Below are 26,165 nucleotides of genomic sequence, written 5' to 3'. Positions count from 1 at the left end.
CCCATGACCAACGTCGACGCGTTCGAAAGCGCCTTCCGCTCGGCGGACAAGGCGACCTTCAGCTTCGAGCGGCCGGCGGTCCGCCGGGTGCTGGTGGTCAGCGATCTGGACGGTGCCCCGGCCACGGACTTCGGGCACGGCGTACGCAGCTTCCTCGAGCCGCTCGGCAGCGAAGTGGAGTGGCGCGACGCCCACGTGGACGACTTCCGGACCCTCGAAGGGCTCCTGGAGAACGTCGCCGAGGCCGCGCCGGACCTAGTCTGCACCTACCGGAATCTGGGCAGCGAAGCCTGGCGCTTCCCCCACAGCCTGGGCGAGCACGTGGACGTGCTGACCCAAGTGGCGCCCAGTCCGGTGCTGTTGATGCCACACCCGGCCGCGGGGCGGGCGCGCGAGGGCGCGGGCACCCGGACGCCGCGGCGCACCATGGCCCTGTCCGGGCACCTGACTGGGGAAGCCGACCTGGTGGACTGGGCGGCGTCCCTGTGCGCGCCGGGCGGCCAACTGATCCTGGCCCATGTGGAAGACGACGCGGTCTTCGAGCGCTACATGGACGCCATCTCGAAGATTGCCGAGATCGACACCGCCACGGCGCGAGAGAAGATCCGCGGGCGGCTGCTCAACGAGCCGAGCGACTACGCCGAGCGCTGCGCCAGCGGGCTCGCGGCCGCGGGGCTCGACCTGGAAGTCGAGACCCTGGTCACGGTCGGCCACCGGCTGCGCGAGATCCGCGAGGCGATCCTGGGCCGCGGCGTCGAGCTCCTGGCCATGCACACGCGGGACGACGAGCAGTTGGCCATGCACGGCCAGGCCTACGCCCTGGCGGTCGAGATCCGCGCAATCCCGGTGCTGCTCCTGTGATGGCCTTCGCGAACGGTCTCTCACTCGCCACCGCGACCGTGCAGCACGGCGTCGCCGGCGCGCAGCCCGACGCCCACGCCGTCCCGCAGGGCGTGACGCTGCTGTTCCTGGGCCTGTTGATCGCGATGATCGCGTGCCTGGCCCTCGAGGAGAAGCTGCACGCGAAGAAGTCGGTCATCGTCGGCAGCTTCGCCCTGGTCGCGCTGCTGCTCGGCACGGCGCTGCATCTGTTGCCCTTCGGCCCGGTCCTGATCGACGGCCACGCCAAGTCCATCCCGGTCTACATCCCGGGCATCGATTGGAACGTGGTGGCGATCATCCTGGGCTCGAGCCTGTTCGTGGACGTGGTCGCCAAGTCCGGCCTGTTCACCTGGATCGCGATCGTGCTGACCAAGACCTCAGGCGGCGATCCGCGACGCCTCTTGTTCTTCTACGGCCTGATGACCGTGGTCTTCTCTGCGGTGCTCAACAACGTCACGGCGATGATCATCGTCGGCTCGCTCACGGCCGTGTCCCTGGACAAGCTCGAGCGCAAGCCGCTGCTCTTGTCGTTCCTCTTGATCGAGGGCCTTCTGACCAACGTGGGCGGGCTGCTGACGTTGATCTCGTCGGTACCCAACATCATCGTGGGCAGCGCCGCGGGGATCAGCTTCGTGGACTTCTTCCTGAGCGCATCGCCCTACGTGGTGGTGACCACAGCCGCGACCCTGTGGCTGGGCTCGCGCCTGGGCCAGATCCACGGCTTGGCGAGCGACGAGGAGCGCGCCGAGGCCGCCGCGCGCGTGGCCGGCTTCGACGAGCGCGACGGCATCGAGAGTCGCGGCTTCTTCGTCTTCGGCGCGGTCATGCTGGCCCTGTTCATCGGGACCATCGCGTCGGCGTCGGTGCTGCCGTGGATCGACGAGCTGGGCCTGGGCTACGTGGCATTGGCCTTCGCAGGCATCGTGCTCTTGAAGTTCAAGGCCGTGGCCGACCGCTTCTACAAGGCCATCGACTGGGACCTGCTCGCCTTCTTCGCCGCCCTGTTCGTGGTGGTGGACGTGCTGGAGCACGCGCGGGTGCTGGAGCTGATCGGCGGTGGCCTGGCCCACGTGATCGAGCTGGGCGAGGTCGGCGGCTCGGCGGCGATCCTGGCCGCCTCGGCCCTGGCCAGCTCGGTGACCGACAACATCCCCCTGGCGGCGGTGCTGGCCAAGGTGCTCGAGTCCACGCCCGGGGTTGCCGGCAACCCGGACTCGCCCCTGTGGTGGTCGGTGATCTTCGGCGCCAACCTGGGCGGCAACCTGACGCCGATCGGTTCGGCCTCGACCCTGGTCGCGGTGACGATCATGCACCGGCACGGGATCCCCCTGGGCTTCGTGGACTTCGTCAAGCGCGCCGCGCCCTTCGCCGCGTTGCACGTGGCCCTCGCGATCGCCTACGTGCTGGTCTTCCTGCGCTGATGTCGGTCGACGGCCGGACCTGCCGATCCTGCGGGGCGCCCGTCGAGGCGCGCTTCTGCTCCGCCTGCGGCGAGCGCTGGATCCCCGAGCAGGGCGAAGGCCTGCACCAGGTCGTCGGCACCTGGCTCGGGGACTTCCTGGGCACCGACGGCCGCATCTGGAGGACCATGGCCGCGGCCGTCTTCCGGCCGGGTCTGTTAACCGACGACTATCTGCGTGGCCGGCGCCAACCCTGGCTGCGCCCCCTGCAGCTGTTCGTGGTCTGCAACGTGCTGTACTTCCTGTTGCAGCCCTTCACCTCCTTCAACGCCTTCGCGAGCACGCTGCAGGTGCAGCTCGAGTTCCAGGGCTACAGCGAATCGATCCGCCCCACCGTCGACACTTGGCGCGCGGAGAGGAGCCGCGAACTCGCGGCGAAGGGCGTCGAACCCGAGCTTGCCGAGGCCATGGCCGACGAGCTCTTGAACGCCCGCTTCGACCGCACCTTCCAAGGGCTGTCGAAGGCCGCGCTGATCCTGCTCGTGCCGCTCTTGGCACTCGGTGTGGCCCTGGTCACCCCGCGGGCCGGACCGAGCTTCTGGCTGGTGTTCTCGCTGCACTACACCGCGGCGGTGTTGCTCGCCGTCCACCTCGCCTGGGCCTTCGTCACCCGGTTGGTACTGGAGGCGTTGCAGCTGGAGCAGGGGCCTCTGCGTTGGGTCATGACGGAGGGCGCGGCCCTCGGCATCTCGGTGCTCTGGGCCGCCTGCGCCCTGCGGCGGCTGCGGAGCTACGCCTGGTGGCGCGCGGTCCTGTCCGGCCTGCTCCTGGGCGTCTGGTTCCTGATCGCGATGATCAGCTACCGCTACGCCCTGTTCTGGTGGACTTGGAGCGTCGTGACCTGAGTCGGGGCCGGAACCGTTTCTCGCGGAATCGGTTTCACGTACCCGGGCCAGCGGCGACTGCTGGACCGGAGTCCGACATGCAACAACACCGCCGCCCCTTCATCGGCCGCCTCGCGCGCGCCGCCGCCCTCTCCGGCCTCGCCGCGCTGACCCTCGTGGTCGCCCTGCCCCTGGTGGCGCGGGCGCGGGCGACCGCCGATGCGCCGCCCATGACCCTGGAGTGGGTGCTCACGCCCGACGGGCTGCGTTGGTACCGCCAAGCCCTGCCGCCGGGCTACGACCCCGAGGCCGGCCCCTACCCGGTGGTCTTCCTGTTCCACGGCGGCGGCGGCAACGCGCTGCAGGCCGCCGGTGCCTACGGCGTGATCGACGAGGCCCTGGCACGGGGCTACGTGGCCATCGCGCCCGAGGGCTCCGGTGCACTCGGCGGCCCGCCCCTGTTCAGCCTCGAGACCTGGAACGCCGGCAACTGTTGCAGCTACGCCCAGGAGCAGGGCATCGACGACGTGGCCTTCTTCGAGGCCATGGTCGTCAAGCTCGTCGGCAGCGCCGCGGTGGACCCCGAGCGCGTCTACGTCACCGGCATGTCCAACGGAGCGATGATGAGCTACCGACTCGCCGCCGAACGCCCCGACCTGGTCACCGCCGCCGCGCCGGTGGCGGGCGTACTCGGGATCGACACGCCGCCGGTGGGTCCGGTGCCGTTGTTCGCGATCCACGGCCTGTTGGACGAGAACGTGCCGTTCTGGGGCGGGGTCGGCATCGGCGTGAGCCAGACGGACTACGCCTCACAGCTCGACAGCCTGCTGCCCTTCGTCGCGGTCAACGGCGGCGCGCTTCCCGCGGGCCCGATCGAGTTGGACCAGGCCCTGGTCTTCGTGGCCCCGGGCCCGGCCCGGGGTGCGGACACGATCTACTACCTGGCCCTCGACGGCGGGCACTCCTGGCCGGGCACCGCGCCCGGACCCGCCTCCCCCCTGGCATCCGTCCACGCGACCCCCGCCACGCCCCTGATCTTCGACTTCTTCGATCTGCACCGAGGCCAGTGACCGCGGCCGCGGCGGGCGGCAGACTGCCGCCATGCTGCAGCTCCATCGCAACGCCATTTCCGGCAACTGCTACAAGGTGGAGCTCCTGCTCCACCGTCTCGCCCGCCCCGTCGAGTTGATCGACGTGACCTTCGGCCAGCCAGAGTCCGAAGCCCAGCGGGCGGCAGTCAAGAGCCTCTCGACGATCGGTCGCATCCCGACGCTCGTGCTCGACGACGGGCGCGTGCTGACCGAGTCGAACGCGATCCTGTGCTACCTGGCCGAGGGAACGCCCTACGTGCCGGCGGACGCGTTCGACCGGGCCCAGGTCCTGCGCTGGATGTTCTTCGAGCAGAACCTGCACGAGCCCCACATCGCCACGCGGCGCTTCGTGATGACCCAGGGCGATCCGTCCAAGGTCTCGGCGGACCTGCTCGAGATCTGGCTCGAGCGCGGGACCGACGCCCTGGGCGTGATGGAGCGGCACCTGTCCGAGCACGATTGGTTCGGTCCAGCCGGCTACTCGATCGCCGACATCGCCCTCTACGCCTACACCCACGTGGCCGACCAAGGCGGCTACGACCTGGCCCCCTTCCCGGCCCTTCGCGCCTGGCTCGAGCGCTTTGCCGCCCAGCCAGGGCACCGGGCCATGGGCTGATCGTCGGAGCCCGACCGAACGGCCGCGGGCGCGCCGCTGACTCCCGGGGAGTCAGCGGCGCGCCCGCGGCACATCGATCGAGCGGAGCTCAGTTGGTCGGCATGAGCACCGTGTCGACCACGTGCAGCACGCCGTTGGTGGCCTGGAAGTCGGAGGCGATCACCTCGGCGTTGCCGATGTAGGCGGCGCCGGACTGCCACTTGACCTGCAGCGTGTCGCCGCCGAGGGTCGTCAGGGGCTGGTGGTGCATGGTGTCGCCGTAGTAGCGGCCCTGGACCACGTGGTGCTGGAGCAGGCGCACCAGCTCGGCGCGGTTCTCGGGCGCCATGAAGTAGCTGACGGCGCTGCGATCGAAGTTCGCGAAGGCGCGGTCGGTGGGCGCGAAGACGGTGAAGGGCCCGTCGGAGTCGAGCAGGTCGAGCACGCCCGCGGCCTGGGCCGCGTTGACCAGGGTCTTGAAGGATTCGGTGCCCTCGATCTGGTCCGCGAGCGAGTCGAAGCTCGGGAAGAGGACCTGGTCGATGACGTGGATCACGCCGTTCGAGCACTGCAGGTCGCCCTCGACCACGCGCGCGGAACCGACGCCGAAGTCGGCGTTGCCGCAGCCGGCGATCTCGACCTCACCGTTCCAGTGGGAGAAGGTCAGGCGCTGGCCGCCGACGGTCTCCATGGTGGGCGAGTTCATCAGCTCCTTGATCGAGTGGCGTCCTTCGATCACGTGGTAGCCGGCGAGACCGTCCAGGTCGAAGGCAGAGCTGCCCGCCGCGAGCTGCTCGGGCGCCATGGCGCCGGCGGCCTCGTCGCGGACGACGAAGACGGTGTACGGCCCGTCGCCCGTGAGCATCTCGACCATGCCGGCGGCGGCGAAGGTCTGGGCCGAGGTGTGGTAGCCACCGCTGCCGACCGTCTCGACGATCGTGGCGAAGCCGGTGTAGTCCGTCGGGTCGGTGGTCTTGACCTCGACCGTGTCCGCGGGCTTGCTGCCCGAGAGGCAGCCGGCCAGGAGGGCGGGCAGGGTAAGGATGAGGGTGCTTGAGAGGGCTTTCATCGATGACGTCGTGGGTCGGGGGGCGCGCGGGTGCCACCCCGGCCGGGACAGACAGGTCCCTGGCCGCGGGCTGTGCGAACTCCCCGCTCCATCGGCTGCCCGGTCCCGCCGGGTGGAGCCGATTTGCAGGCTCCGGCCGTCTCAGACCCAGCCCTGGCTCCTTGGGGAGCAGCTCTCCCCGGCGCGGAAGGGACTGGAACCCGGTCCTATACTCACTCCCGCGACCGCCGCCCAGCCGCTGGAGACAAGCCTTGGATTCGACCTTCGGAGACCGTGAACCCGAGATCCAGTACCCCTGCATGTGGAGCTACAAGGTCATGGGTGTGGACCCCGACCAGCTGCGCAAGGCCGTGCGCTTCGTCGTCGGCAGCATCGAGCACGAGTTGACCGACTCGAACCGCAGCCGCACCGGCAAGTACCTGTCCCTGCACCTGCGGATGGTGGTCCACGACAAGGACCAGCGCCACGCGATCTTCAACGCGCTGCGGGCCCATCCCGACGTGATGGCCGTGCTGTAGGCGCGCCGCCGCCTCAGTCCGCGGGAAGCAGGGGCCAGGCGTAGGCCACGGCCTCGTAGTCGAGGGGCGCGCGGCCGTCGGGACCGGCCCAGCGTTCGAAGCTCTGGCGCAGATCCGCCTCCAGCTCGGCGCGATCCCGCTCGGCGTGGTGCATGTAGGAGGTCGAGCGCGCCCGGCCGAGGTAGGCCTCCCAGTTCAGCGGGTCGCTCCAGGCCTGGCGCAGCTCGATCACCTCGGTCGGCGCGACGGCCGCCCGCAGCTGGTCGAGGGTCGGCGCCCCGTGCCGGTGGCGGGCATAGCGCTCGCTCGAGCGGCGCATGATCTGGTCGTAGTCGCCGGCCAGGCCGCTGTCCTGGCGCCGGTTCCAGAGCCCGAGCCCCCAAGCTCCGGGACGGGCGACCCGGCGCGCCTCCACCGCGAAGGCCGGAATGTCGAACCAATGCATGGCCTGGGCCGCGGTGACCCGACCGGCGCTCCCGTCGGCGATCGGCAGGGCCTCGGCCTCCCCCAGCAGATAGATCGGCCCCGCGGCGTCTTGGCGCGCTTGGGCCAGCATCGGCCGGCTGGGGTCGATCCCGATCACCACCGCCCCGCGCGCGGCCAGCTGGCGCGCGAGGATCCCGGTCCCACAACCCACATCGACGACCGGACCCCGAGGTGGTCCACAAAGCTGATCCAGACGATCTAGGAGCGCGGCCGGATAGCTCGGCCGGAAGGACCGATAGGCCTCGGCCACGGGGTCGAACAGCGGCGCCATGGGCGCAGGGTACTCAGCCGTTGGCGGCGGCTCAGCGACCGAGTGCGGCCGCGATGCGACCCCGCGAGACGCCTCACGTCCACGGAAGCTTTTCTCACCTCGAGGACGGCGAGGACCGATACATCAACTAATCTGGATACGTCGATGCTGGTCCTCTCCGAAACCACCCGTCTGCTCAAGGCCCTGGGCGACGAGAACCGTCTGCGCCTGTTGCACCTGCTGCGGCGCGACGAGCTCTCGACCTCGGACCTGGTCGAGATCCTAAACCTCGGCCAGAGCAGGGTTTCGGCCCACCTCGCGCTGCTCAAGGAGGTCGGCCTGGTGGTCGACCGGCGCCTCGGTCGGCGCAGCCTCTACTCGATCCACCCGGACGCGCCGGCCGAACTCCTGGGCCGCGTGATCGCCGAGGACTCCCTGCCGCCGGAGTTCGAGGCCGACCTGGCCGGCCTGGAGGCGTTGATCCGCCGCAAGCGCGAGGCCGACCGCTCCTACTTCGACCGCGTTGCCTCGAAGTTCGGCGAGCTGGCCCTGCCCGGGCGCACCTGGGAGGGCCTGGCCCGGGGCCTTCTGAGCCTCGCCCCCCGCGCGCGCTACGCCGACCTTGGCGTGGGCGATGGGCTCTTGACACTGATGCTGGCCGAGGTGGCCGAGTCCGTCACCGCGGTCGACCTGTCCGAGAAGATGCTGGACCAGCTCGCCACGCGGGCGACCGCCGCCGGCCTCGGCAACCTCGAGTACGTGGTCGGCGAGCTCGATGATCTCCCCCTGCCCGACGCCTCCCACGACGTCGTGGTCCTCAGCCAGGCCCTGCACCACGCCGAGGATCCGGTCCACGCCCTGACCGAGGCGCGACGGATCCTGCGCCCCGACGGCCAGCTGCTCGTGCTCGACCTGCTCGCCCACGGCGAGGACTGGGTCCGCGACAAGCTCCAACACCGCCACCTCGGCTTCACCGAGGCCGGCTTGACCGACCACCTCGCCCGCGCCGGCTTCGACGCCATTCGCGTCCAGCGCGTCGCCCGCGACCCCCATCCCCCCCACTTCATGACCCTGCTGGCCAACGCCCGGCGGGGACCGGTGTGACCCGATGAGCACCCAATCCACGCCCGGCGGTGACGCCGCCGCCCTGGCCTCCGCCGCGCCGACCTCTGCGGTGCCGACTCCCGCGCAGGTCCGCCCCCTGCTCGACGAGCTCCTGTCCCGGCGCGTGCTCGCCCTCGACGGTGCCATGGGCACGATGATCCAGGCGCGCAAGCTGCGCGAGGACGACTTCCACTCCAGTCGTCTGCCCCAGTCCACGGCGCTGCTCGCCGGTGACAACGAGCTGCTGTCGATCACGCGACCCGACGTCATCGTCGACATCCACGAGGCCTTCCTGGCCGCCGGTGCGGACATCGTCGAGACCAACACCTTCGGGGCCACGCGCATCGCCCAGGGCGAGTACGGCATGGACGCCCTGGCCTACGACCTGAACCTGGAGTCCGCGCGGCTGGCGCGCCAGGCCACGGATGCCTGGAGCGTGCGCACGCCGGACCGCCCGCGCTTCGTCGCCGGCGCCCTCGGGCCGACGTCCAAGACCCTCTCGCTCTCCCCGGACGTTGCCAACCCGGCCTTCCGCGCGGTGACGTTCGAGGAGCTCAAGGCCTCCTACGCCGAGCAGACCCGCGGCCTGATCGCGGGCGGCGTCCACATCCTGCTGGTCGAGACGATCTTCGACACGCTCAACGCCAAGGCCGCACTGGTGGCGATCGACGAGGTCCAGCGCGAGCTGGGCACGGACCTGCCGCTGATGATCTCGGTCGCCATCACCGACGCCAGTGGGCGCACCCTCTCGGGCCAGACGGTCGAGGCCTTCTACCACTCGGTGGCCCACGCGCGGCCCTTCTCGGTGGGCGTCAACTGCTCACTGGGCGCCAAGGAGATGCGGCCCTACGTGGCCGAGTTCGCGAAGATCTGCGACGCGTACGTGTCGAGCTACCCCAACGCCGGCCTGCCCAACGCCTTCGGCGAGTACGACGAGGCACCCGAGCGCACGGGCCAACTGGTGGGCGAGTTCGCCGAGTCCGGCCTGGTCAACATCGTCGGCGGCTGCTGCGGCACGACCCCCGCGCACATCGCCGCGATCGTCGAGCAGATGCAGGGGCGCACGCCGCGCCCGCGGCGCGAAGCCGGGCGGGGCGACATCAGCTACTTCAGCGGGCTCGAGCCCCTGGCGATCCGGCCCGAGTCGAACTTCCAGATGATCGGCGAGCGGACCAACGTCACCGGCTCGGCGAAGTTCCGGCGCTTGATCAAGAACGACGACTTCAACGCGGCCCTGGACGTGGCGCTCGAGCAGGTTCGCGGCGGCGCGAACATCCTCGACGTCAACATGGACGAGGGCATGCTCGAGTCGGAGGAGGCCATGACGACCTTCCTCAACCTGGTCGCCACCGAGCCGGAGATCGCGCGCATCCCGATCATGATCGACAGCTCCAAGTGGAGCGTGATCGAGGCCGGCCTGCGCTGCGTCCAGGGCAAGGGCATCGTCAACTCGATCTCGCTCAAGGAGGGCGAGGAGGAGTTCCTCGAGAAGGCGCGCATCATCCGGCGCTTCGGCGCCGGCGCGGTCGTGATGGCCTTCGACGAGGAGGGCCAGGCGGTCGACACCGAACGGCGCATGCAGATCTGCCGGCGTGCTTACCGCCTCTTGCGCGAGGAGCTCGACTTCCCGCCCCAGGACATCATCTTCGACCCCAACATCCTGGCCGTGGCGACGGGCATCGAGGAGCACTCGAACTACGCCAAGTCGTTCATCGAGAGCTGCGAGCAGATCCGCCGCGAGTTCCCGGGCACGCACATCTCCGGCGGCGTCTCGAACCTGTCGTTCTCCTTCCGCGGCAACGACCTGGTGCGCGAGGCCATGCACTCGGCCTTCCTGTACCACGCCACGCGGGCCGGGATGGACATGGGCATCGTCAACGCGGGCCAGCTCGAGGTCTACGAGAACATCCCCAAGGAGCTGCTCGAGCGGGTCGAGGACGTGATCTTCAACCGGCGCGCCGACGCCACCGAGCGCCTGGTCGAGCTGGCCGAGTCCGTGCGCGGCGACGGCAAGAAGCGCGAGATCGACCTCTCCTGGCGCGAGGCGTCGGTCGGCGACCGCCTGGCCCACGCCCTGGTGCACGGCATCGTGGACTTCATCGAGGCCGACACGGAGGAGGCCCGCCAGGGCTTCGGCCGCCCGCTCGAGGTGATCGAGGGGCCGCTGATGGACGGCATGAAGATCGTCGGCGACCTGTTCGGCGCCGGGAAGATGTTCCTGCCCCAGGTGGTCAAGAGCGCCCGCGCGATGAAGCGCGCGGTGGCCTACCTCGAGCCCTACATGGACGCCGAGCGCGGCGAAGGCGAGAGCTCGAGCCAAGGCAAGGTCGTGATGGCCACGGTCAAGGGCGACGTGCACGACATCGGCAAGAACATCGTCGGCGTGGTGCTGGGCTGCAACAACTACGAGGTGGTCGACCTGGGCGTGATGGTGCCCACCGAGAAGATCCTCGACACCGCGGTCGAGGTCGGCGCCGACATGATCGGACTCTCGGGGCTGATCACGCCCTCGCTGGACGAGATGGTCTCGGTGGCGCGCGAGATGAAGCGGCGTGGCATGACCCTGCCCCTCTTGATCGGCGGCGCGACCACTTCCAAGCAGCACACGGCGGTCAAGATCGCTCCCGAGTACGACCAGCCGGTCGTCTATGTGCTCGACGCCTCGCGCGCCGTGGGCGTGGTCTCGGAGATCAAGGACCAGACCGGACGCGGCGACAAGTTCCGGGCCGAGGTGGCACAGGACCAGGAACGCCTGCGCGCCGAGTACGCCGGTCGCGGCGAGCGTCCCCTGCGCACCCTCGAGGAGGCGCGCGCGAATCCAACGCCGATCGTGTGGGACCGCGCGCAGCTAGCCAAGCCCGACTTCACCGGTCGCCGCGTGGTGCTCGAGGACACGGTCGAGTCGGTCGCGCCCTACATCGACTGGACCTTCTTCTTCTCGGCCTGGGACCTGAAGATGAAGTTCCCCAGGATCCTCGACGACCCGCGCCTGGGCGAGGCCGCGCGCGAGCTGTACGACAACGGGCGCGCTCTGCTGGATCGCATCGCCGCCGAGAAGCTGCTGAAACTGCGCGCGGTCTACGGCTTCTGGCCCGCCAACAGCGACGGGGACGACGTGGTCCTGTGGACCGACGAGTCGCGCAAGGTCGAGCTGACGCGCTTCCCCATGCTGCGCCAGCAGACGGTGCACGCGGACGGGCGCCCCAATCGATCCCTGGCCGACTACGTCGCGCCCTCGGGTTCGGGCTACCAGGACTACATCGGTGCCTTCTGCGTCACCGCCGGCATCGGCGCCGACGACTTGGCCAAGCGCTTCGAGGCCGAGCACGACGACTACCAGTCGATCATGACCAAGGCCCTGGCCGACCGCCTGGCCGAGGCCTACGCCGAGTTGCTGCACGCCCGCGCGCGGGTGCACTTCGGCTACGGAGCCGAGGAAGCCCTGGCCAACGAGGACTTGATCGCCGAGAACTACCGCGGCATCCGCCCGGCCTTCGGCTATCCCGCCTGCCCGGACCACCGGCCCAAGCGCCAGCTCTTCGACCTCTTGAATTGCGACGAGATCGGCGTCGAGCTGACCGAGTCGATGGCGATGATGCCGGCGGCGAGCGTCAGCGGGCTGTACTTCGCCCACCCGGCCGCCAAGTACTTCTCGATCGGACGGCTGAGTGTCGAGCAGGTCGAGGACTACGCGCGCCGCACGGGCGCCGACATGCTCGAGACCGAGCGCTGGCTGAGCCCGAGCTTGGGCTACAAGCCGACCGTCTGAGCGCGCGCATCCCAGCGCGGTCGTCGGTGCCGACTGCGGCCCGGCTCTGGCAGCGGACTCAGCCCGCGTCGAGCATGCGCCAGCCGCCGATGCCCAGGTGGGCGTCGGCGGCGTCGATCAAGCGCTGGCGCAGGGCCGGACGCGCGAGTGCGGCGAGCTCCGCCGGCGGGGACGGCGCCAAGCTCGCGGCGAGCACGGCCAATGGCGCCCAGGGGCAGATGCCCGCCGCGGGGTCCGCGGCCTCGTCGAGGAAGGCCTCGAGCGTCACCGCACGGATCCCGTCGACCTCGGCTGCGACCGGCGCCGGCGGATCGCCTCCGAGCCGCGCGATCAGCGCCGCGCAGACCTCGTCCTCGACGCCCACGGCCTCGAACTCGATGCGGTAGTCGAAGCGCCCGAGCAGCTCGGCCTCGAGCTCGACGCCCAACTCCTCGAGCAGCCTGCGCCGGCCCGCGACCACGTAGTCCTCACCCGGGCGCGGATGGCTGGCGATGGTCGCGTCCCAGGAGCCCGGCCACAGGGGCTTGGCCGCCGCGCGGCGCGCGAGCAGCAGGCGACCCTCGCCATCGAAGACCACGACGGCCAGGGCGCGGTGCTTGCGACCGCCCTCCAGGTGGCACTCGGCCTTGCCGGCCTCGCCCACCACCCGGTCTTCGCCGTCGACGAGGATCAGTCGGTCGATGTCGAACTGGGAACGGCCGCTCATGCCCGAGGGATAAGCCGAATCCCACGCGGGCGCCACCCCTCGCCCCTGGCTTCGGTTCAGCGGGACCGGTCGATGGCGGCCGGCGAGACCTCGATCACGGCCTCGGGCAGGACGTCGATGAACTGGCCGGTCCCCTCCACCGCGATGCGCGCCAGGGTCGGCTCGCCCATGAGGCTCGCCGGTCCCAGCTCCGCGGGCACGCTGCCCCGAAACCACTCCACGTGGCGTCCGCGGCGGTGGGCCATGAACAGCGGGTTGCCCTCGCTTCCTTGCGCCAACAGCCGCGTCCCCGCGGGCCAGTCCCCGCGCAGGTCCAGGGGCACGGCGCGGTAGACGTTGAGCTCGAAGCCGCGCAGGGGGCGACCCATCTCCGCATCGGGGCCTTGCGCCAGGCCGGAGTCGACCCGTCGGGGAAGGCTGCGCTCGCCGATGAACTGGAACAGGTGCCCCACGGGCTGGGGCCGGTCGATCTGGAACAGACCGGCGGAGTCGGTTCGAGCACCTCGCTCGAGCACCAGGCCGACTTCGAGTTGAAGCGTGCCGCAGCGCGCGGAGAGGACGCGGGCCATCGACTCGACCTGCACGCCGCGCTGGGGTGCGCCGGTGCTGTCGATCACGCGCCCCTCGAGGGCGCCCGGGCGCGCCGGTTCGTCGAGGATCAGCTCGCAGGGAAAGGAGAGGCCGGCCGCCAAGTCGAACTCGCCCACGTCGTGGCTCTCGGTCGCGAGGGCCACGAGGTGACGGGCGCGGGAAGGATCGCCGTGCAGGACGAAGCGGCCGGCGGCGTCCGCGCGGACGGGCTTCCAACCCGAGCCCGTCTCCACCTCGGCCGCGCCGAGGCTCGGGAACTCCACCGGGGCCTGCGCCGCGGCCGCGCCGACCTCGGCCGAGAGCCACAGCACGTCACCCAGGTCCTGGTCCCACAGCACCGGCACGGCGAGGCTGTCCCAGACCAGCGCGCCGGGCACGGGCTCGCCCGCACGGTCGCGCACCACCCCGACCAGGTCGGGCGCGCGCAAGAGCTCGAGGTCGATTGGAGCGCTGGCGTCGGCGTCGATCTCCGTCCGCGCGCTGGCGTAGCCCGGCGCCCAGGCCACGAGTTCGCCCGAGCGGGCGGTGAGCGCGAAGGAGCCATCGGCGGCCAGGGGCACGAGGACTCCGTCGAGGGCCAAGCGTGCGGCGGCCAACGGTGCACCGGCGCCGTCGAACACGCGGCCGCGCAGGGCCAGGTCTCCGGGCGAGGGCAGGACCAGGGTCCAGGGCATCGGACCCAGCTCGGCGACGGGGAAGCGCAGGGTCTCGCGACCCGGTGCGGTGACCGCGATCACGGCGCCGGGGGCGTCGGGCGCGGCAAAGGCGAAGGCCCCGCTCGGGTCGGTGGTCGCGCGAGCCGCGACGGCTTCGCTCGCGCCGGGGCCGGCGGGCGCGGGGAGCTCGAAGGCCAACTCCGCGGCACCGACGCCGACGCCGAAGTGGTCGACCGCGCGACCGGTGCGCTCGATCCGCCTCGCCACGATCAGGGTCACGCGCCGTTCGGAGAGCTCGGTGATCCGCAACGGCGCCACGGCCGCCCAAGCGGAGTCGCCGCAGTCGAGGGTCCCGGGGGGCGACGCGGTGCTCAAGCGAGCGCGGCCCTGGTCGTCGGACAGGGCGATCGCGGTGCTGGTGGCGCGCTCGGACTCGAAGCGGACCAGCACGCCGGCGACCGGTCGGCCGTCCAAGTCGCGCACGTCGGCGGTGATCGGGTGGCGTGGTCCCGCGTCGAGGGCCAAGCCGCGGGCCGCAGTTCCGACCGGTCCCGCCTCCGTCGGCGCAACAGCAACGGCCCGGCGGCGCGCGTCCTCGGATCCCGGCGGTACGGAGTTCACCACTGTCGGCGGCGCTTCCGCGAGCGCGGCGGTCGCGGCCGGCGCGTTCGCTCCGGCCGGGAGGTTCGCGGGCGGGCGCAGCGCGAAGAAGAGGGCCAGTACGACCGCGGCGACCGTCGCCGTCGCCGCTGCCACGATCGCCGCGGGCGACAGGACTGCAAAGGGCTCGTGACCGCGCCAGGCCAGGGGCGCCAATGCCACCGCCCAGGAGCGACCATCGCCCCCGTGCTTGCGGTCCAGCCGCTCACGCAGGGCCGCGAGCCCGCGCTGTAGCCGCGTCTTGACCGTCGCCACCGGCACGTTCGTCGCGCGCGCGATCTCCTCCGGGCTCTGACCGTCGAAGTAGCGCCGCAGCACAACCAGCCGGTAGTGCTCGGGCAACTGCATCACGGCCTCGACCACGTCCTGATGGGCCGCGGCCCGGGCGACGATGTCCGCGGGGTCGGCGTCGACGGCCTCGGGTCGCGAGCTCGACCGCTCGCGCAGGGCGCGACGTTCCTCCCCCCGCAGCCGCTCCCGCAGGGCGCGGCGCAGGACCGTCGCCATCCACGCCCGGGGCGAGTGGACCTCGCTCCAACGGATGCGAGCGGCGGCGAGCCAGGCCTCCTGGGCCAGGTCGTCGGCCAGGTCGGGATCGCGCACGAGCCGACGCGCCAGGTCGCGGACCCAGGCGCCTTGGGACAGGAGCTGTTCGTATTCGGCGGAGCTCACGGGAGGAGGGAGGGCTGATGCGGACCCGATCAGCTCCACCCAAGGTGCCAGGTGGCCGCCCGCCGTGCGCGGGACTCGCGCCGTTCGAGGAACTTCGAGACCCGGGGAGGCCGCGGCGCGCCGATCGCGCGAAGATCGAGGGGCGCCTGAGTCCCCGGCCGCGGCCAGCGGCCACCCACCGGATGCCCCCCCGGACGAGACAACCCCCGAGACCCGCGCCAGGCGCGGCAACCCCGACGAGGCGATCCATGCTCACCACATCCATCCTGCTGGCCCTGGCCGCCAGCCCCGCTCCCGAACTCGAGTGGCACCACGGCAACTTGGACGCGGCCATCGGCCAAGCCCGAGACGCCGAGACGCAGGTGCTGATCTACTTCTGGGCCGACGGCAGCCAGCACTGCGCGTCCATGTACGGTCAAACCCTGCAGTCCGAACTCGGCGAAGCCGCACTGGCCGACCTGGTGCTGGTCAGCGCGAACGTCGGCGACGGCCCGGGTTCGGCCCTGATGCGTCGCTTCGGCGTCCAGACCATGCCGACCTGTCTGGTGCTCGGGCCCGACGGCCAGCCCGACGACGTGATCCTGGGCTACGCCCCGCCCGACGCCTTCGCCTGGGAGATCGAGCGCATCCTCAAGGGCGAAGGGACTGTCACGGCCCTCCGCACTGCCCTGGCGCAGACCGAGGACATGAGCGAGGGCCAGTTCGCCGCGCGGCTGACCCTGGCAGCAAAGTTGACGGACGTGGGCGTGCTCGAGGAGTCCGAGGCGCTGCGCCAGTCGATCCGTAAGGACGACCCGAAGGGCAAGACCCTGAGCGGCGCCGAGGTGCTGCTCGACGAGGTCGTCGCGTCGATCACCGTCAACGAGGACGGCGAGGAACTCGAGCCGGAGCAGTGGGACCTGGACCCGGTCTACAAGCTCGCCAAGAAGTCCAAGCAGGACACGGTGCGCTACCAGGCCTGGAACCGCGCCGCGAACCTCGAGGCGAACCGTGGCGACATGCCCGCCTCGCGCAAGGCATTGGTGGCTTCACGGGAGTTCGTGCCCGACTCGGATCTGTGCAACTGGTCCCAACAGGTCACCTGGTACTTCCTGCGCTCCGAGGACGAGCTCACGTCCAAGGACTACGCCTTCGCCGTCGACATCGCGGCCCAGGCCGTGAAGTTCATCGAGGGCTTCCACATGGGTGAGTCCGACGAGGTGCCGCCGGAGCGCTGCTGGACGGGCTCGGAGGGTGCGTACAAGGCCTACCTCGCGCGGTACGTCGACGGCCTGGCCTGGGCCCACTACTACTCGGGTGACTCGCGCACGGCGATCGAGCTGGCGGCGCGCTGCCGCGAACTGGATCCGGAGTACGAGGAGTACGCGACGCGCGCCGAGACCTTCGCCCAGCCCATCGAGGGCTAGTGTCCTGGATCAGAATTCGGCGTCACTTCCCGGGCTCCGATCGCCGCTGGCGTCGCCAGCGCCTCCTCCGAGGATCGCAGCGGATACGCGTCGTCGGCGCGCCCAGCCAGCATCGATCGGAGCCCGGGAAGTGACGCCGAATTTCTGATCCAGGACACCAGAGAGCGGCGCCGAGCCTGGGCGTCGGTAGGGACCCGCCCGCGCGAGTCCACCGACGCTCGGGCTGGGCCCGTCGATCGAACGGGCCCGTCAGCGAATCGGGGCCATCAATTGAAGAGCGCCAGCACATCGGGGTGCCCGGCCCCGTGGTCGATGGCCGAGCGCCCCTGGTCGTCCCGGCGGCGCGGGTCGGCCCCCGCCCCCAGCAGCAGTTGGACCATGGGCGCGTTGCCGCGATGGGCCGCGGCGTGCAGGGCAGTGATGCGACCATTCTGAGCCGCGTCGACCTCGGCCCCGGCCTCGAGCACCATCCGCAGACACTCGTACTCGCCGCCAGCCACGGCCGCGTGGATCGCGCGCAGGGCGCTGCCGTTGGTGGCCACCGCGTCGACCGGCGCGCGATGCGCCAGGAGAATGTCGGCGATCGACGGGCGCGCCAGGTAGCAGGCCAACTGCAGCGCCGTGAATCCGTCGGGACTGACCGCTTCGAGGGCGTCGGCGGACTTGTCCAGCAACGCCTCGACCCCGCGGCCGTCCCCCAGACCGACGCGCTCGAAGAGGTCCAGGGGGGTCTTGGCGTCGGCGAGGGCCTCAGCCAGGTCGCGCCTGCCGCGGTAGAGGGCGGCCATCACGGCACTCTCGCCCGAGGGCCCGGCGGCTCGCGCGAGCCCCGGACGCTCACTCAGGGCCGAGCGCAGCGCTCCGACGTCACCACCCTCGAACAGTTCCAGCAATTGACCCCAGGGGTCAGCGCTCATCCCAGCTCTCCGGCGAGGGCTTCGGCTTCGGGGTCGGGGATCGTCGGATCGATGTGCTCACTCTCGTCGCGGAAGCTGAACAAGAGCAGCACCGTCGCGGCGAGGCCGATCAGGCTGAGGGTCAGCCACAGGCCGGGGAAGTAGGACTCGTTGCCGGCGCTGAAGTGCGACTCCAAGTAGCCACTGAGGAATCCGCCTAGCACCGGCCCACCGCCCAGAATCATGATCCCGAAGACCGTCTGAGCCGAGTGCCGCACGTCGGCGGGTGCGATCCGGTCGACGTAGATGAACGCGGAGGCGAAGAAGCAGGCGTAGCACACCCCGTGCAGCAACTGGCTCGACACCAGCAGCCAGGGCGGTAGCTCGGTCATGGCCCAGATGCCGTAGCGCAGGAAGTAGGCCACGCCCCCCAGCATCAGCACGTTCCGCATTCCGAAGGTCATCAGCATCCAGCCCAGGAACGCCATGATCAGGATCTCGCTGAACTGACCGATGGTCATGGCCGGACCGATCTCGCTGTCGAGCAGACCGATCGAGCTGAAGAAGGGCCCGGTCTGCAGGAAATAGATCTGGTGGATCGTGCTGATCGCCAGGCTCGCTACCACCAATACGATGAACGAGCGCTTGTTCAGCAACCTGAATGCCCGCGCGAAGGCCAGGGTGTCAGTTCCTCCCGGCTTGGGCGGCGTGGCGGGCAGCAGCATGCAGAGGCCGGCGTAGACGAAGGCCAGAACGCCCGAGAAGCGCAGGGCGTTGGCCAGCTTGGACGTGACTCCCTCGACCTCCGGCCCACTGAGGAAGGGCGGCATCCAGCCCAGATCCAGGTTCTGTTGGAGCCAGATCATCGGGAAGGTCCAGCTCGCGGCGATCCAGCCGATCGTGCCCCACACACGAATCCTCGGGAACTCGCCGGTCGCGTCACGCAGGTGGGCGAAGGCAATCGAGTTCGAAAGGGCCAGGGTCGGCATGAAGACCACGCCGTAGGCGATCGACAGCCAGAGCCAGGCCTGGAAGCTGGTCTGCGCGGCCGTGAACCACTTCAGCACCCCGCCGACCACCATCAGCAGAGCCAGGAAACGCTCGGCGCGGAAGTAGCGGTCCGCGATCTGCCCGGCGATGAAGGGTGCGGAGATGGCGCCGATCGAACCGGCCCACCCGAGGATCTGCCCGATCTCGATGCCCGTGAAACCCAGGCCGCCCTCCGCCACCGGAGCCGACATGTAGCGCGCCGCCACCGGGAGCCAGGCTCCCCAAACGGCGTACTGCAGGAACATCATCAGGCACAGGCGGAAGGTCACGCTGCGCCCGGAGCTGGACTGGGTCATGGGAGGCCTGGGAGGGAGGGGCTGGGGACCGCCGCATGGTAGCGACCTGCGAGGCCGGACACGATTCGAGCGGCCGCGACCGGACCCTATTCCGCGAATGCGGAGTCGAAGGCCCGCGTGGAGCGCTGGAAGTCCAGGGCCTTGACGAACGCCGCTGCCTCCGCGGCGCCCGCCTCGCGGTCCATCATCGGGTCCTCCCACTCGACCGTCAGGGGTCCGCGGTAGTCGATGTGGTTCAGCATTCGGATCAGGCCCTCGAAATCGACGCGGCCGCGCCCCGGCGAGCGGAAGTCCCAGGCGCGCCCGTCGCTGCCGAAGTCCGTGTGCCCGCCGAAGATCCCGGTGGCCGTCATCGACTCCGACCACCACACGTCCTTCACGTGGCAGTTGAAGATGCGCGGCCCGAACTCGCGCAGGAAGCGCAGGTAGTCCACCTGCTGGTAGGCCAGGTGGCTGGGGTCGAAGTTGAAGCCGAAGGCCGCGTGGCCGCCGACGGCGGCGATCGCGCGGTGGGTCGTGGTGATGTCGAAGGCGATCTCGGTCGGGTGCACCTCGAGCGCGAAGCCGACTCCGCTCGCGGCGAACTCGTCGAGGATCGGGCCGAAGCGCTCGCCGAAGTCGGCGAAGCCCGCCTCGATCATCGCCGGCGACACGGGCGGGAACGAGTAGAGCAGGTGCCAGATCGACGAGCCCGTGAAGCCGTTGACGACGTAGCGCCCGCTGGCCGCCAGGTGCTCGCGGACCCGTGCCGGGGCCGCGTCGAAGAAGCGCTTCGCCGCGCGCGCAGTCAACGCGAGCTCCTCGGCCGCTCGACCGCGGACCCCCTCCGGATCGCCATCGCCCCAGACGTGCTCGGGCAGGATCGTCCGGTGCCGCTCGTCGATCCGGTCGCACACCGCCTGACCCACCAGATGTGAAGAGATCGCATAGCTGGCCAGGCCGTGGTCGCCGAGCAGTTCCCAGAGCCCCTTGCAGTAGTCAGCCTCGGTCGCCGCCCGGTGCACGTCGAAGTGGTCGCCCCAGCAGGCCAACTCGAGACCTTGGTAGCCGAAGTGGACAGCCTTGCGCGCCAGGTCCTCGAGGGGCAGATCGGCCCATTGGCCGGTGAACAGGCAGACAGGTCGGGTCATCGTCGTGACTTCGCTCGGATCGCGGGGAGGCGGCTGTCCCACGACGGGCACAAGCCGACGGGGGATTCTAGCGCTCCGGTCACCGCGCCGCCTTCGGCTCTGCATCGGGCAATCTTGCCCGCTAACGTTCGAATTCCGGGCCCCGGGCTGAGCTTGGGAATCGGCTCGCGTTGTACGAAAGTGCTTGCTACGAGTTCGCCTCCTGGGAACCCTGCCCCTGCACCCTGAGGGACCCCCCATGCAACACTTTCGGCACAGTTGGCTCCCGCGCCAGGAGCTGATGGAGTTGGCCTCGATCGAGTCCGGTCACCTGTCGCTGATCGACACCCTGACCCACTCCGACAGCGGTCTCTACAACCAGGACTTCCTGAGCTACAAGCTCTACGAGGAGACGCGCCGCGCCACGCGCTTCGGCGAGTCCCTGTCCTGCATCTTGCTCGCGATCGAGGAGTCGCCCCTGCGTGAAGGGCTGACCCGAGTCGCGAGGGTGCTTCGGAACGAGTCGCGCGACACGGACTTCCCGTGCCAGCTCGACGATCGGTCGTTCCTGGTCCTGATGCCGAGCACTCCCTTGGGCGGTGCGGAGTCCGCGGCCGCGCGTGTCTTCGCCCAGCTCGATCAACTGCCCCTGGCGGATCGCGTCGCAGGTCCCGGGGAAATCGCTATCGGCGTCGCAAGCGCCGAGCCAGGCATCCTGATGCGGGGTGGCGAACTCTACGACCTGGCCTGCGAGGCCCTGGCCCTGGCCCAGGGCGCCGAGGATTTCCCAATCGTCTCGCGCTCCAAACAGGCTGCGGGCGTGGGCGGGAGCGCGCGGCGCGTCGTCGAGCGCGACACCCTCAACGCCCGAATCGGCACCTGAGCCCGCGCCCGGGTTCTCGGGCTGTCAGAGCGAGGCTGTCACGGCCCAGGAGGTGCGGCAGCTCGCCCCGTCGAAGGCCTGCAGCCAAAGGGTCGTGCCAGACAGGGCGCCAGGGAGCAACGCCGTCACGACCGCCGCCCCCTCGCCATCGGCCGTCAGCGGCAGGAGCACCGGCGACGCCACGCCGAGGTAGGCACCCGGGCAGCCAAGTAGGCCCAGGGAATCCCCCGCCAAGCCCAGCGCCAGGAGCAGCGCGCCACCGGCCGTCCCATTGCGAATCGCAATCTCGTTCTGCACTCCGGCGCTCCCCGGCTCGAGCCAACCGAGGCGCAGGCGCGGGTCAGGCAGGATCGCCAGCCACGTCGCGCCATCGACACCTGAAGCACTGCCGAGGATGAACTTCCCCAAGTAGGTCCCGTCCGCCGCGTAGCGTCGAACCCCGTTGTGCTGATCGCTGGTCACCAACAGGTCGCCAGTCAAGGGATCGAAGACCAAGCCCGTGGGTCGCAGGGTCTGGGCGAAGAGCTCCGCCGGTCCTCCGCCGGGGGGCACGCGCAGCACTCGGCTGTTGGCCCAACTGGCCACATACATCCACCCGTCGTCGCGGAAGCGGATCGCGCGCGGGTTCGCCAACTCGCCGCCGGCGGGGATCGCTTGTTCGACGAATGCGCCGGACTGCCCATCGAAGCGCGCCACGTTGTTCGAGTTGAAGCCGGGAACGTAGAGGTCACCCTCGGGGCCGAAGACCATGCCCGCGTCGGGGCCATCGATGCCGCCGTCACCAGCGCTGACGAAGATCCCGAGGAAAGCGCCGTCGCTGCCCCGGTAGCGCATCACGCAGTCCCCCGCGAAGTCCGCGACGAAGAGGTCGCCCCCCGGCCCGAAGGCGGCGGCGGTCGGCGCCGTCAGCCCCCCCGTCTCGTCGATCGGCGTCAGCGGGTCGTCCGCCACGAACTCACCCAGCGCGGCGCCCGTATGCCCGTCGAAACGCAGGATCCGCGAGGACTTCTCGGACACCACGTACAGGTCTCCGTCGGGGCCATAGCGGGCCGACTGCGCCCCGGGCACGGCGCCCAGAACGCCGGCCGGAGCTCCGCTGGCCAGGTCGAAGCGGTGCAGGGCGTCGGAGTTGTAGCCACTGACCAGCAGCTCCTGGGGCACGGCCGCGGGGGCGATGGGCCAGAGAGAAAGCAGCAGAGCGGAGGTGAAGATCATCCGTCGGTCTCGGTGAGGAGGCTCGGGCCAGGAGGTGGAGTGGAACGCCCCGAAACAGGTACCGGCCCAACAGCCAAGCGTTTCATCCGACCGGGGATTCTCACGCTGCGACGCTTGTCGGTTGCGCGGCGATCATCGCGACGCCTTGACCGCCGCGGGCCCCCGCCCGCCCGTCGGGGGGGACGGATCGGAGCCGCCGAGGTTACGCACGAGCTCTCGAAAACTCCGCGTCGTCGATGGGTCCGGCCGGCCCGCCCCGCCGCCCTGGCGGTCCGCCACGCGAGCACCTGACCAGTCCTCGAGCCCCCTCGCTCAGGAGACCTCGTCGAGCATCACCGCGCGCCGCTCGTCGACCGCCCGCAGGGCCGCCTCGAGCACCCGTTGGGTCTCGAAGGCGTCGGCGAAATCGCACAGGGGCACCACCGGTTCCTCGCCGACCAGGGACCGCAGCACGTCCGAGACCATGTTCGTGAACGTGTGCTCGTAACCGATCAGGTGCGCGTCGGGCCACCAGTGCTCCACGTAGGGGTGCTCGCCCGCGTGGGTACACATGATCCGGCGCCAGCCGCCCTCGCGCGCCCCGTCGGAGGCGTCGCAGAAATGCAGCAGGTTCATGTCCTCGAAGTCGAAGCGCACCGAGCCCAGCTCGCCGTTCAGCTCGATCGAGTTCGCGTTCTGGTGTGGATTGGCGAGGCGACTGGCCTCGAAACTCCCCACCGCCCCTCCGGCGAAGCCCGCGGTGAACAGCAGCGCATCGTCGACGCTGGTCGGGCGCCGCTCGCCCGTCGCGCCGTCGAGCCGGGACTCGACCCAGCGCCTGGATGTGGCGCCGTGGATCTCGGTGATCGGCTCGCCGACCAGGAAGCGCGCCAGGTCGATCAGGTGCGCGTTCAAGTCCCCGTGGGCGCCCGATCCGGCCAGCTCGCGATCGAAACGCCAGCTCATCGGCGTCTGCGGCCCGCCCCAGTTCTGCAGGTAGGTGGCGCGCACGTGGTAGATCCGCCCCAGCCGCCCTTCGCGGGCCAACTTCCAGGCGGTCGCTACGGCGGGGCAGCGGCGGTAGTTGAACCACACGAAGGTCCGGCCCGCGGCAGCCGCGGCGGCGTCGCGCATGGCCCGCGCGTCCTCGAAGCTGCCGGCCAGGGGCTTCTCGCACAGCACGTGCTTGCCCGCCTCCAGGGCCGCGACGGAGGGCTCGCGATGCAGGAAGTTCGGTGTGGCCACGTCGACCAGGTCCACCTCGGGATCCACCACGGCCGTGCGCCAGTCGGTGGTCGTGTTGGCCCAGCCGAAACGTGCCGCGAACTCCGTCAAGCTCGCCCCGTCGCGACCGGCCACCGTGTGGAGCTCCGGCAACAACGGCGGGGAGCAGAAGGGACCCACCTGACGGAAGGCGTTGGAGTGGGCTCGGCCCATGAACTGCTGGCCGAGCATCGCGACGCGGATCTTCTGGCTCATGGCAGGGCAGAGCCTAACGTCCGGGGAACCGGCGCGTGAGGGGCCGAACCACCGGGTTCACTGGGCCCGCGGCACCAGATTGCCCCCCAACGAGGTCTCCTCGACTTCACTGGCGTCGAAGGTCAGCTCGATCCTCGAGCCAGATCGCTCTACCCCCAGCGTGTACTCGCCCGAGGTGACTCGCAGGCACCCCTCCACGAGGCCCTGCCAGTCGTCCTCCGCCGCGGACTTGCCGTCGATGGAGACGATCCGATCACCGCTCCGCAGTCCGAGCAGGCCCAGCCGAGCGCCCGGATCGCTGATCTGCACCTCCATGGCCACGGCGGTCGATCCGACGAAGGTCACCTCCGTCGGCGGCACCGTGATGTCCATGAACCGCTCGCGCCTGCCGTTCAACAGGAGCTGATAGCTACCGGCCACCACCGACTCGAAGGTCGCGCTCCCATCCTCGATCTGGGCCCATCCGTAGTTGGGTCGAGCACCGGCGCCCTCGTCCGCCACCAGGGCGAAATGGCCCTCGCTCCCGAGGTCCGGCGCATTCACGGTCAGGCGGTGGATCGCGGGCGCGACCAGGCTGAGCGCGTTGTCTCCCGCACCGAGTTCAATCTCGAGCGAATCGAGCAGGGTGAGTCGACCACCGCCGAAGGGCCCACTGCCGTCGACCGCTTGCAACTCGACTCGGTAGAGTCCGGCGGTCAAGGGTCCGATCCGCGCGCTCCCGTCTCGACCCACGTCGATTGAATCGCCGAAGCTCGAGCGATTGTTCGACTGCTCGTTCACGGCTGTCGTCTGGATCGCGAGCTTCGTCGCCGCCGGGCGCTCGTTGCTACCGCGCACCGTCGCCACGATGTAGGCGGGTTCGCCGAAGCTGACGCTGTAGTCCATGACCTGTGGCTCGACGACGACGCGCTGGGTGCCGAACCCCGCAGACTTGACATCGACCCAATGGGTATCGCCCGCGTTCTCGCCCGGCGTAGCGAACCTCTCCGGGATCAGGATCGAGTGGATGCCCGCCAGGTAGGTCGACCTGATCCCCGACGACGAAGACCTGCCGCTCGAGCTGGAGTAGCCGACGGTGAATGTCAGGGATCGAAGAGGCGCACCCTCCGGCCCGAGCGCCGTGATCCGCAGGGCGCGCTCGGCGGTGGACGATTCGTTGTCGATAACGAAGTCGTGCCGCAGCAGGCCGCCGGCGTACTCGATGACCTCGCGGTGCGCGGGATCTGAGTTCCATCCCAGGGAGACGATCAGAACGTAGCGGCCAGGCTCGACGTCGACGAACCCGAAGCCCGTTCCACCCTCCAGGAACTGCGGCGATGAGGTGTCCGGTTGGGGCGCCTGCTGGGGATCGTCGTCTTCCCCGATCTCCACCAGACTGACCCTGGCCATGTCGTTGTTCGGCACTGCGAAAGTGGCGTAGCCCCAGATCGCACTGGCAGGTGCCAGCGCCAACTCCACCTCGGCCTCGGCCTGGTCCGCCAGCAGGCGCAGTGCGACGCTCGGAGATCGCTCCTGCGCCAGGACCACCCCGGCGTTGAAGAAGGCCTGCTCCACGTCCCTGGAGGCGACGAACTCATACTCCCCCGGCGCCAGATAGAGCGTGGAGGCTGTGCCGGTCAGCTCGTAGTTCGAGGGTCGGGAGGACTCGCCCTCGACGACCGAGACCAGGGCCTCGGACACTTCGGAGCCATCGGTCCCGAGTACTCGCACCGACACCGGGACGCGCTTGACTGCGACGAAATCCACGGGCTTACCCGTCACGACGGAGTAGACGCGTCGGTGCAGCTTCTCGATGCCCCAACCCTCGAGGTACCCACCCAGACCCCAGGTTGCATCCGGCAAACCCTCGAAGCGATAGCTGCCATCGACGAGGGTCAGCGTCTCGCGCGTGTCGCGATCGCTCTGCATCTGTCGGCGCGCGCTGGCCTCGAGCGTGTCCGCCGAGAAGCGCGCCGGAGCTGCACCCAGGGTCGAGTCCGCCGCCTGCACCATCCCCAGGCGCGAACCGGGCGTGAGGCGCATCAGTACGCCCGCGAGTGGTTCACCTCGATCGTTGCGCACGTTACCCCAGATCGCTCCATCGCCCTGGGTGGCCGCGGAGCTCGCCTCGACCTCGACCCGCGCGATGGCCCGCTCCGCCGCCCTTCGCGCCGCGACGTCGTCGACGGGCGGAAGGTCGGATCCGACAGGGACCGCACCGGAGGCGGAGGTCGGTGCCGCGAGTGCTGCGCCGGTGCCCTGCTCGCCCGCTCGGGGGCCGGCCGCGATGGCCGGGCCCGCCGCCAGGGACTCCTCCACCAAGGCGTTCGCCGCGCTGACGCCACCGCCCAGAACGACCCTGCCGACGAAGACGCCGACGACCAGGCCGAGCACGAGGGTCACTACCGCAATGGACGCAGTCGAACGCATTCCCTGTCTCCTCTTGACTGTCGATTCGATGGCCGCGCAGGTCTCCGTCCGGAATGGCGAGCGCAATTCCGCGGCGTTCGTGCATCAGAATAACCGCGGGCCCCCGCCCG

General features: G+C 70.3%; 20 protein-coding genes. 10 read left to right on the top strand and 10 right to left on the bottom strand.

The features are described from left to right. Positions 1-3 precede the first annotated feature (3 nt). The 5 genes from Pla133_RS05065 (at position 4) to Pla133_RS05045 (ending at position 4,873) form a co-directional block, all read left to right on the top strand. Complete coding sequence (locus Pla133_RS05065) at positions 4-861, top strand: hypothetical protein (RefSeq protein ID WP_145063115.1); 858 nt, start codon at positions 4-6, stop codon at positions 859-861. Further along, positions 861-2,303 (top strand): ArsB/NhaD family transporter, encoded by a 1,443-nt coding sequence (locus tag Pla133_RS05060; RefSeq protein ID WP_145063113.1) that lies wholly within the window; start codon positions 861-863, stop codon positions 2,301-2,303. Before Pla133_RS05065 ends, Pla133_RS05060 begins: the two co-directional genes overlap by 1 nt. Further along, positions 2,303-3,187 carry a DUF3667 domain-containing protein gene (locus Pla133_RS05055; RefSeq protein ID WP_145063111.1) on the top strand — a complete coding sequence of 295 codons (885 nt, stop codon included), beginning with the start codon at positions 2,303-2,305 and terminating at the stop codon, positions 3,185-3,187. Before Pla133_RS05060 ends, Pla133_RS05055 begins: the two co-directional genes overlap by 1 nt. Before the next feature lie 77 nt (positions 3,188-3,264). After that, entirely contained in the window at positions 3,265-4,236 is a 972-nt protein-coding gene (locus tag Pla133_RS05050) for a CE1 family esterase (protein WP_145063109.1), read from the top strand. 31 nt (positions 4,237-4,267) lie between these two features. Further along, positions 4,268-4,873 (top strand): glutathione S-transferase family protein, encoded by a 606-nt coding sequence (locus Pla133_RS05045; protein ID WP_145063107.1) that lies wholly within the window; start codon positions 4,268-4,270, stop codon positions 4,871-4,873. Positions 4,874-4,961: 88 nt separating this feature from the next. Here Pla133_RS05045 and Pla133_RS05040 read toward each other — a convergent pair whose 3' ends face one another. Then, the gene (locus Pla133_RS05040) at positions 4,962-5,921 is read right to left on the bottom strand and encodes a fasciclin domain-containing protein (RefSeq protein WP_145063105.1); all 960 of its coding nucleotides are present in this window, start codon (positions 5,919-5,921) and stop codon (positions 4,962-4,964) included. A 251-nt stretch (positions 5,922-6,172) separates the two neighbouring features. Between Pla133_RS05040 and Pla133_RS25970 the strand changes: the two genes are divergently transcribed. After that, the gene (locus tag Pla133_RS25970; protein ID WP_419192148.1) at positions 6,173-6,439 is read left to right on the top strand and encodes an HP0495 family protein; all 267 of its coding nucleotides are present in this window, start codon (positions 6,173-6,175) and stop codon (positions 6,437-6,439) included. A 13-nt stretch (positions 6,440-6,452) separates the two neighbouring features. Here the strand turns inward: Pla133_RS25970 and Pla133_RS05030 are convergent, their stop codons facing one another. Then, the gene (locus Pla133_RS05030; protein ID WP_145063101.1) at positions 6,453-7,196 is read right to left on the bottom strand and encodes a class I SAM-dependent methyltransferase; all 744 of its coding nucleotides are present in this window, start codon (positions 7,194-7,196) and stop codon (positions 6,453-6,455) included. 144 nt (positions 7,197-7,340) lie between these two features. On the opposite strand from Pla133_RS05030, the gene Pla133_RS05025 reads away from it, so the two are divergent. Next, on the top strand, positions 7,341-8,279 hold the full coding sequence (locus Pla133_RS05025; RefSeq protein WP_145063099.1) for an ArsR/SmtB family transcription factor: 939 nt from the start codon (positions 7,341-7,343) through the stop codon (positions 8,277-8,279). A 4-nt stretch (positions 8,280-8,283) separates the two neighbouring features. Beyond that, positions 8,284-12,048 (top strand): methionine synthase, encoded by a 3,765-nt coding sequence (gene metH, locus Pla133_RS05020; RefSeq protein WP_145063097.1) that lies wholly within the window; start codon positions 8,284-8,286, stop codon positions 12,046-12,048. A 58-nt stretch (positions 12,049-12,106) separates the two neighbouring features. Here metH and Pla133_RS05015 read toward each other — a convergent pair whose 3' ends face one another. Then, entirely contained in the window at positions 12,107-12,754 is a 648-nt protein-coding gene (locus Pla133_RS05015; RefSeq protein WP_145063095.1) for an NUDIX domain-containing protein, read from the bottom strand. Positions 12,755-12,810: 56 nt separating this feature from the next. Next, positions 12,811-15,333, bottom strand: coding sequence for an RNA polymerase sigma factor (locus Pla133_RS05010; protein ID WP_145063093.1), 2,523 nt, complete (start codon positions 15,331-15,333; stop codon positions 12,811-12,813). Positions 15,334-15,581: 248 nt separating this feature from the next. Between Pla133_RS05010 and Pla133_RS05005 the strand changes: the two genes are divergently transcribed. Further along, positions 15,582-16,739 carry a thioredoxin family protein gene (locus tag Pla133_RS05005; RefSeq protein ID WP_145063091.1) on the top strand — a complete coding sequence of 386 codons (1,158 nt, stop codon included), beginning with the start codon at positions 15,582-15,584 and terminating at the stop codon, positions 16,737-16,739. Positions 16,740-17,005: 266 nt separating this feature from the next. On the opposite strand, the gene Pla133_RS05000 is transcribed toward Pla133_RS05005, so the two are convergent. From Pla133_RS05000 to Pla133_RS04990, 3 genes are all read right to left on the bottom strand, one after another. Further along, positions 17,006-17,656, bottom strand: a complete 651-nt coding sequence (locus Pla133_RS05000) for an ankyrin repeat domain-containing protein (protein WP_145063089.1) — start codon at positions 17,654-17,656, stop codon at positions 17,006-17,008. Next, on the bottom strand, positions 17,653-18,981 hold the full coding sequence (locus Pla133_RS04995; RefSeq protein ID WP_145063087.1) for an MFS transporter: 1,329 nt from the start codon (positions 18,979-18,981) through the stop codon (positions 17,653-17,655). Before Pla133_RS04995 ends, Pla133_RS05000 begins: the two co-directional genes overlap by 4 nt. A gap of 86 nt (positions 18,982-19,067) precedes the next feature. Continuing rightward, entirely contained in the window at positions 19,068-20,111 is a 1,044-nt protein-coding gene (locus tag Pla133_RS04990; RefSeq protein ID WP_145063085.1) for a sugar phosphate isomerase/epimerase family protein, read from the bottom strand. 238 nt (positions 20,112-20,349) lie between these two features. Between Pla133_RS04990 and Pla133_RS04985 the strand changes: the two genes are divergently transcribed. Next, the gene (locus tag Pla133_RS04985) at positions 20,350-20,973 is read left to right on the top strand and encodes a nucleotidyl cyclase domain-containing protein (RefSeq protein ID WP_145063083.1); all 624 of its coding nucleotides are present in this window, start codon (positions 20,350-20,352) and stop codon (positions 20,971-20,973) included. Positions 20,974-20,997: 24 nt separating this feature from the next. Here Pla133_RS04985 and Pla133_RS04980 read toward each other — a convergent pair whose 3' ends face one another. The 3 genes from Pla133_RS04980 to Pla133_RS04970 all read right to left on the bottom strand — a co-directional run bounded on the left by Pla133_RS04980 (position 20,998) and on the right by Pla133_RS04970 (position 26,055). Then, complete coding sequence (locus Pla133_RS04980; protein ID WP_145063081.1) at positions 20,998-22,188, bottom strand: Vgb family protein; 1,191 nt, start codon at positions 22,186-22,188, stop codon at positions 20,998-21,000. Between the two features lie 312 nt (positions 22,189-22,500). Continuing rightward, positions 22,501-23,646, bottom strand: a complete 1,146-nt coding sequence (locus Pla133_RS04975) for a Gfo/Idh/MocA family protein (protein ID WP_145063079.1) — start codon at positions 23,644-23,646, stop codon at positions 22,501-22,503. A gap of 57 nt (positions 23,647-23,703) precedes the next feature. Next, on the bottom strand, positions 23,704-26,055 hold the full coding sequence (locus Pla133_RS04970; RefSeq protein WP_145063077.1) for a hypothetical protein: 2,352 nt from the start codon (positions 26,053-26,055) through the stop codon (positions 23,704-23,706). Positions 26,056-26,165 lie beyond the last annotated feature (110 nt).

The organism is Engelhardtia mirabilis, assembly GCF_007748095.1.
In the GTDB taxonomy this organism is placed as follows: domain Bacteria; phylum Planctomycetota; class UBA1135; order UBA1135.
This window is presented reverse-complemented; position numbering and strand designations above follow the sequence as displayed.

What these genes read in the sequence shown, in the direction of transcription:
- Pla133_RS05055 (WP_145063111.1), top strand. Translation starts at nt 2,303, where the DNA reads ATGTCGGTCGACGGCCGGACCTGCCGATCCTGCGGGGCGCCCGTCGAG.
- Pla133_RS04990 (WP_145063085.1), bottom strand. Translation starts at nt 20,111, where the DNA reads ATGACCCGACCTGTCTGCCTGTTCACCGGCCAATGGGCCGATCTGCCC.
- Pla133_RS05000 (WP_145063089.1), bottom strand. Translation starts at nt 17,656, where the DNA reads ATGAGCGCTGACCCCTGGGGTCAATTGCTGGAACTGTTCGAGGGTGGT.
- Pla133_RS04970 (WP_145063077.1), bottom strand. Translation starts at nt 26,055, where the DNA reads ATGCGTTCGACTGCGTCCATTGCGGTAGTGACCCTCGTGCTCGGCCTG.
- Pla133_RS04995 (WP_145063087.1), bottom strand. Translation starts at nt 18,981, where the DNA reads ATGACCCAGTCCAGCTCCGGGCGCAGCGTGACCTTCCGCCTGTGCCTG.
- metH (WP_145063097.1), top strand. Translation starts at nt 8,284, where the DNA reads ATGAGCACCCAATCCACGCCCGGCGGTGACGCCGCCGCCCTGGCCTCC.
- Pla133_RS04985 (WP_145063083.1), top strand. Translation starts at nt 20,350, where the DNA reads ATGCAACACTTTCGGCACAGTTGGCTCCCGCGCCAGGAGCTGATGGAG.
- Pla133_RS05040 (WP_145063105.1), bottom strand. Translation starts at nt 5,921, where the DNA reads ATGAAAGCCCTCTCAAGCACCCTCATCCTTACCCTGCCCGCCCTCCTG.
- Pla133_RS05065 (WP_145063115.1), top strand. Translation starts at nt 4, where the DNA reads ATGACCAACGTCGACGCGTTCGAAAGCGCCTTCCGCTCGGCGGACAAG.
- Pla133_RS05030 (WP_145063101.1), bottom strand. Translation starts at nt 7,196, where the DNA reads ATGGCGCCGCTGTTCGACCCCGTGGCCGAGGCCTATCGGTCCTTCCGG.
- Pla133_RS05025 (WP_145063099.1), top strand. Translation starts at nt 7,341, where the DNA reads ATGCTGGTCCTCTCCGAAACCACCCGTCTGCTCAAGGCCCTGGGCGAC.
- Pla133_RS04980 (WP_145063081.1), bottom strand. Translation starts at nt 22,188, where the DNA reads ATGATCTTCACCTCCGCTCTGCTGCTTTCTCTCTGGCCCATCGCCCCC.
- Pla133_RS05060 (WP_145063113.1), top strand. Translation starts at nt 861, where the DNA reads ATGGCCTTCGCGAACGGTCTCTCACTCGCCACCGCGACCGTGCAGCAC.
- Pla133_RS05015 (WP_145063095.1), bottom strand. Translation starts at nt 12,754, where the DNA reads ATGAGCGGCCGTTCCCAGTTCGACATCGACCGACTGATCCTCGTCGAC.
- Pla133_RS05005 (WP_145063091.1), top strand. Translation starts at nt 15,582, where the DNA reads ATGCTCACCACATCCATCCTGCTGGCCCTGGCCGCCAGCCCCGCTCCC.
- Pla133_RS05050 (WP_145063109.1), top strand. Translation starts at nt 3,265, where the DNA reads ATGCAACAACACCGCCGCCCCTTCATCGGCCGCCTCGCGCGCGCCGCC.
- Pla133_RS04975 (WP_145063079.1), bottom strand. Translation starts at nt 23,646, where the DNA reads ATGAGCCAGAAGATCCGCGTCGCGATGCTCGGCCAGCAGTTCATGGGC.
- Pla133_RS05045 (WP_145063107.1), top strand. Translation starts at nt 4,268, where the DNA reads ATGCTGCAGCTCCATCGCAACGCCATTTCCGGCAACTGCTACAAGGTG.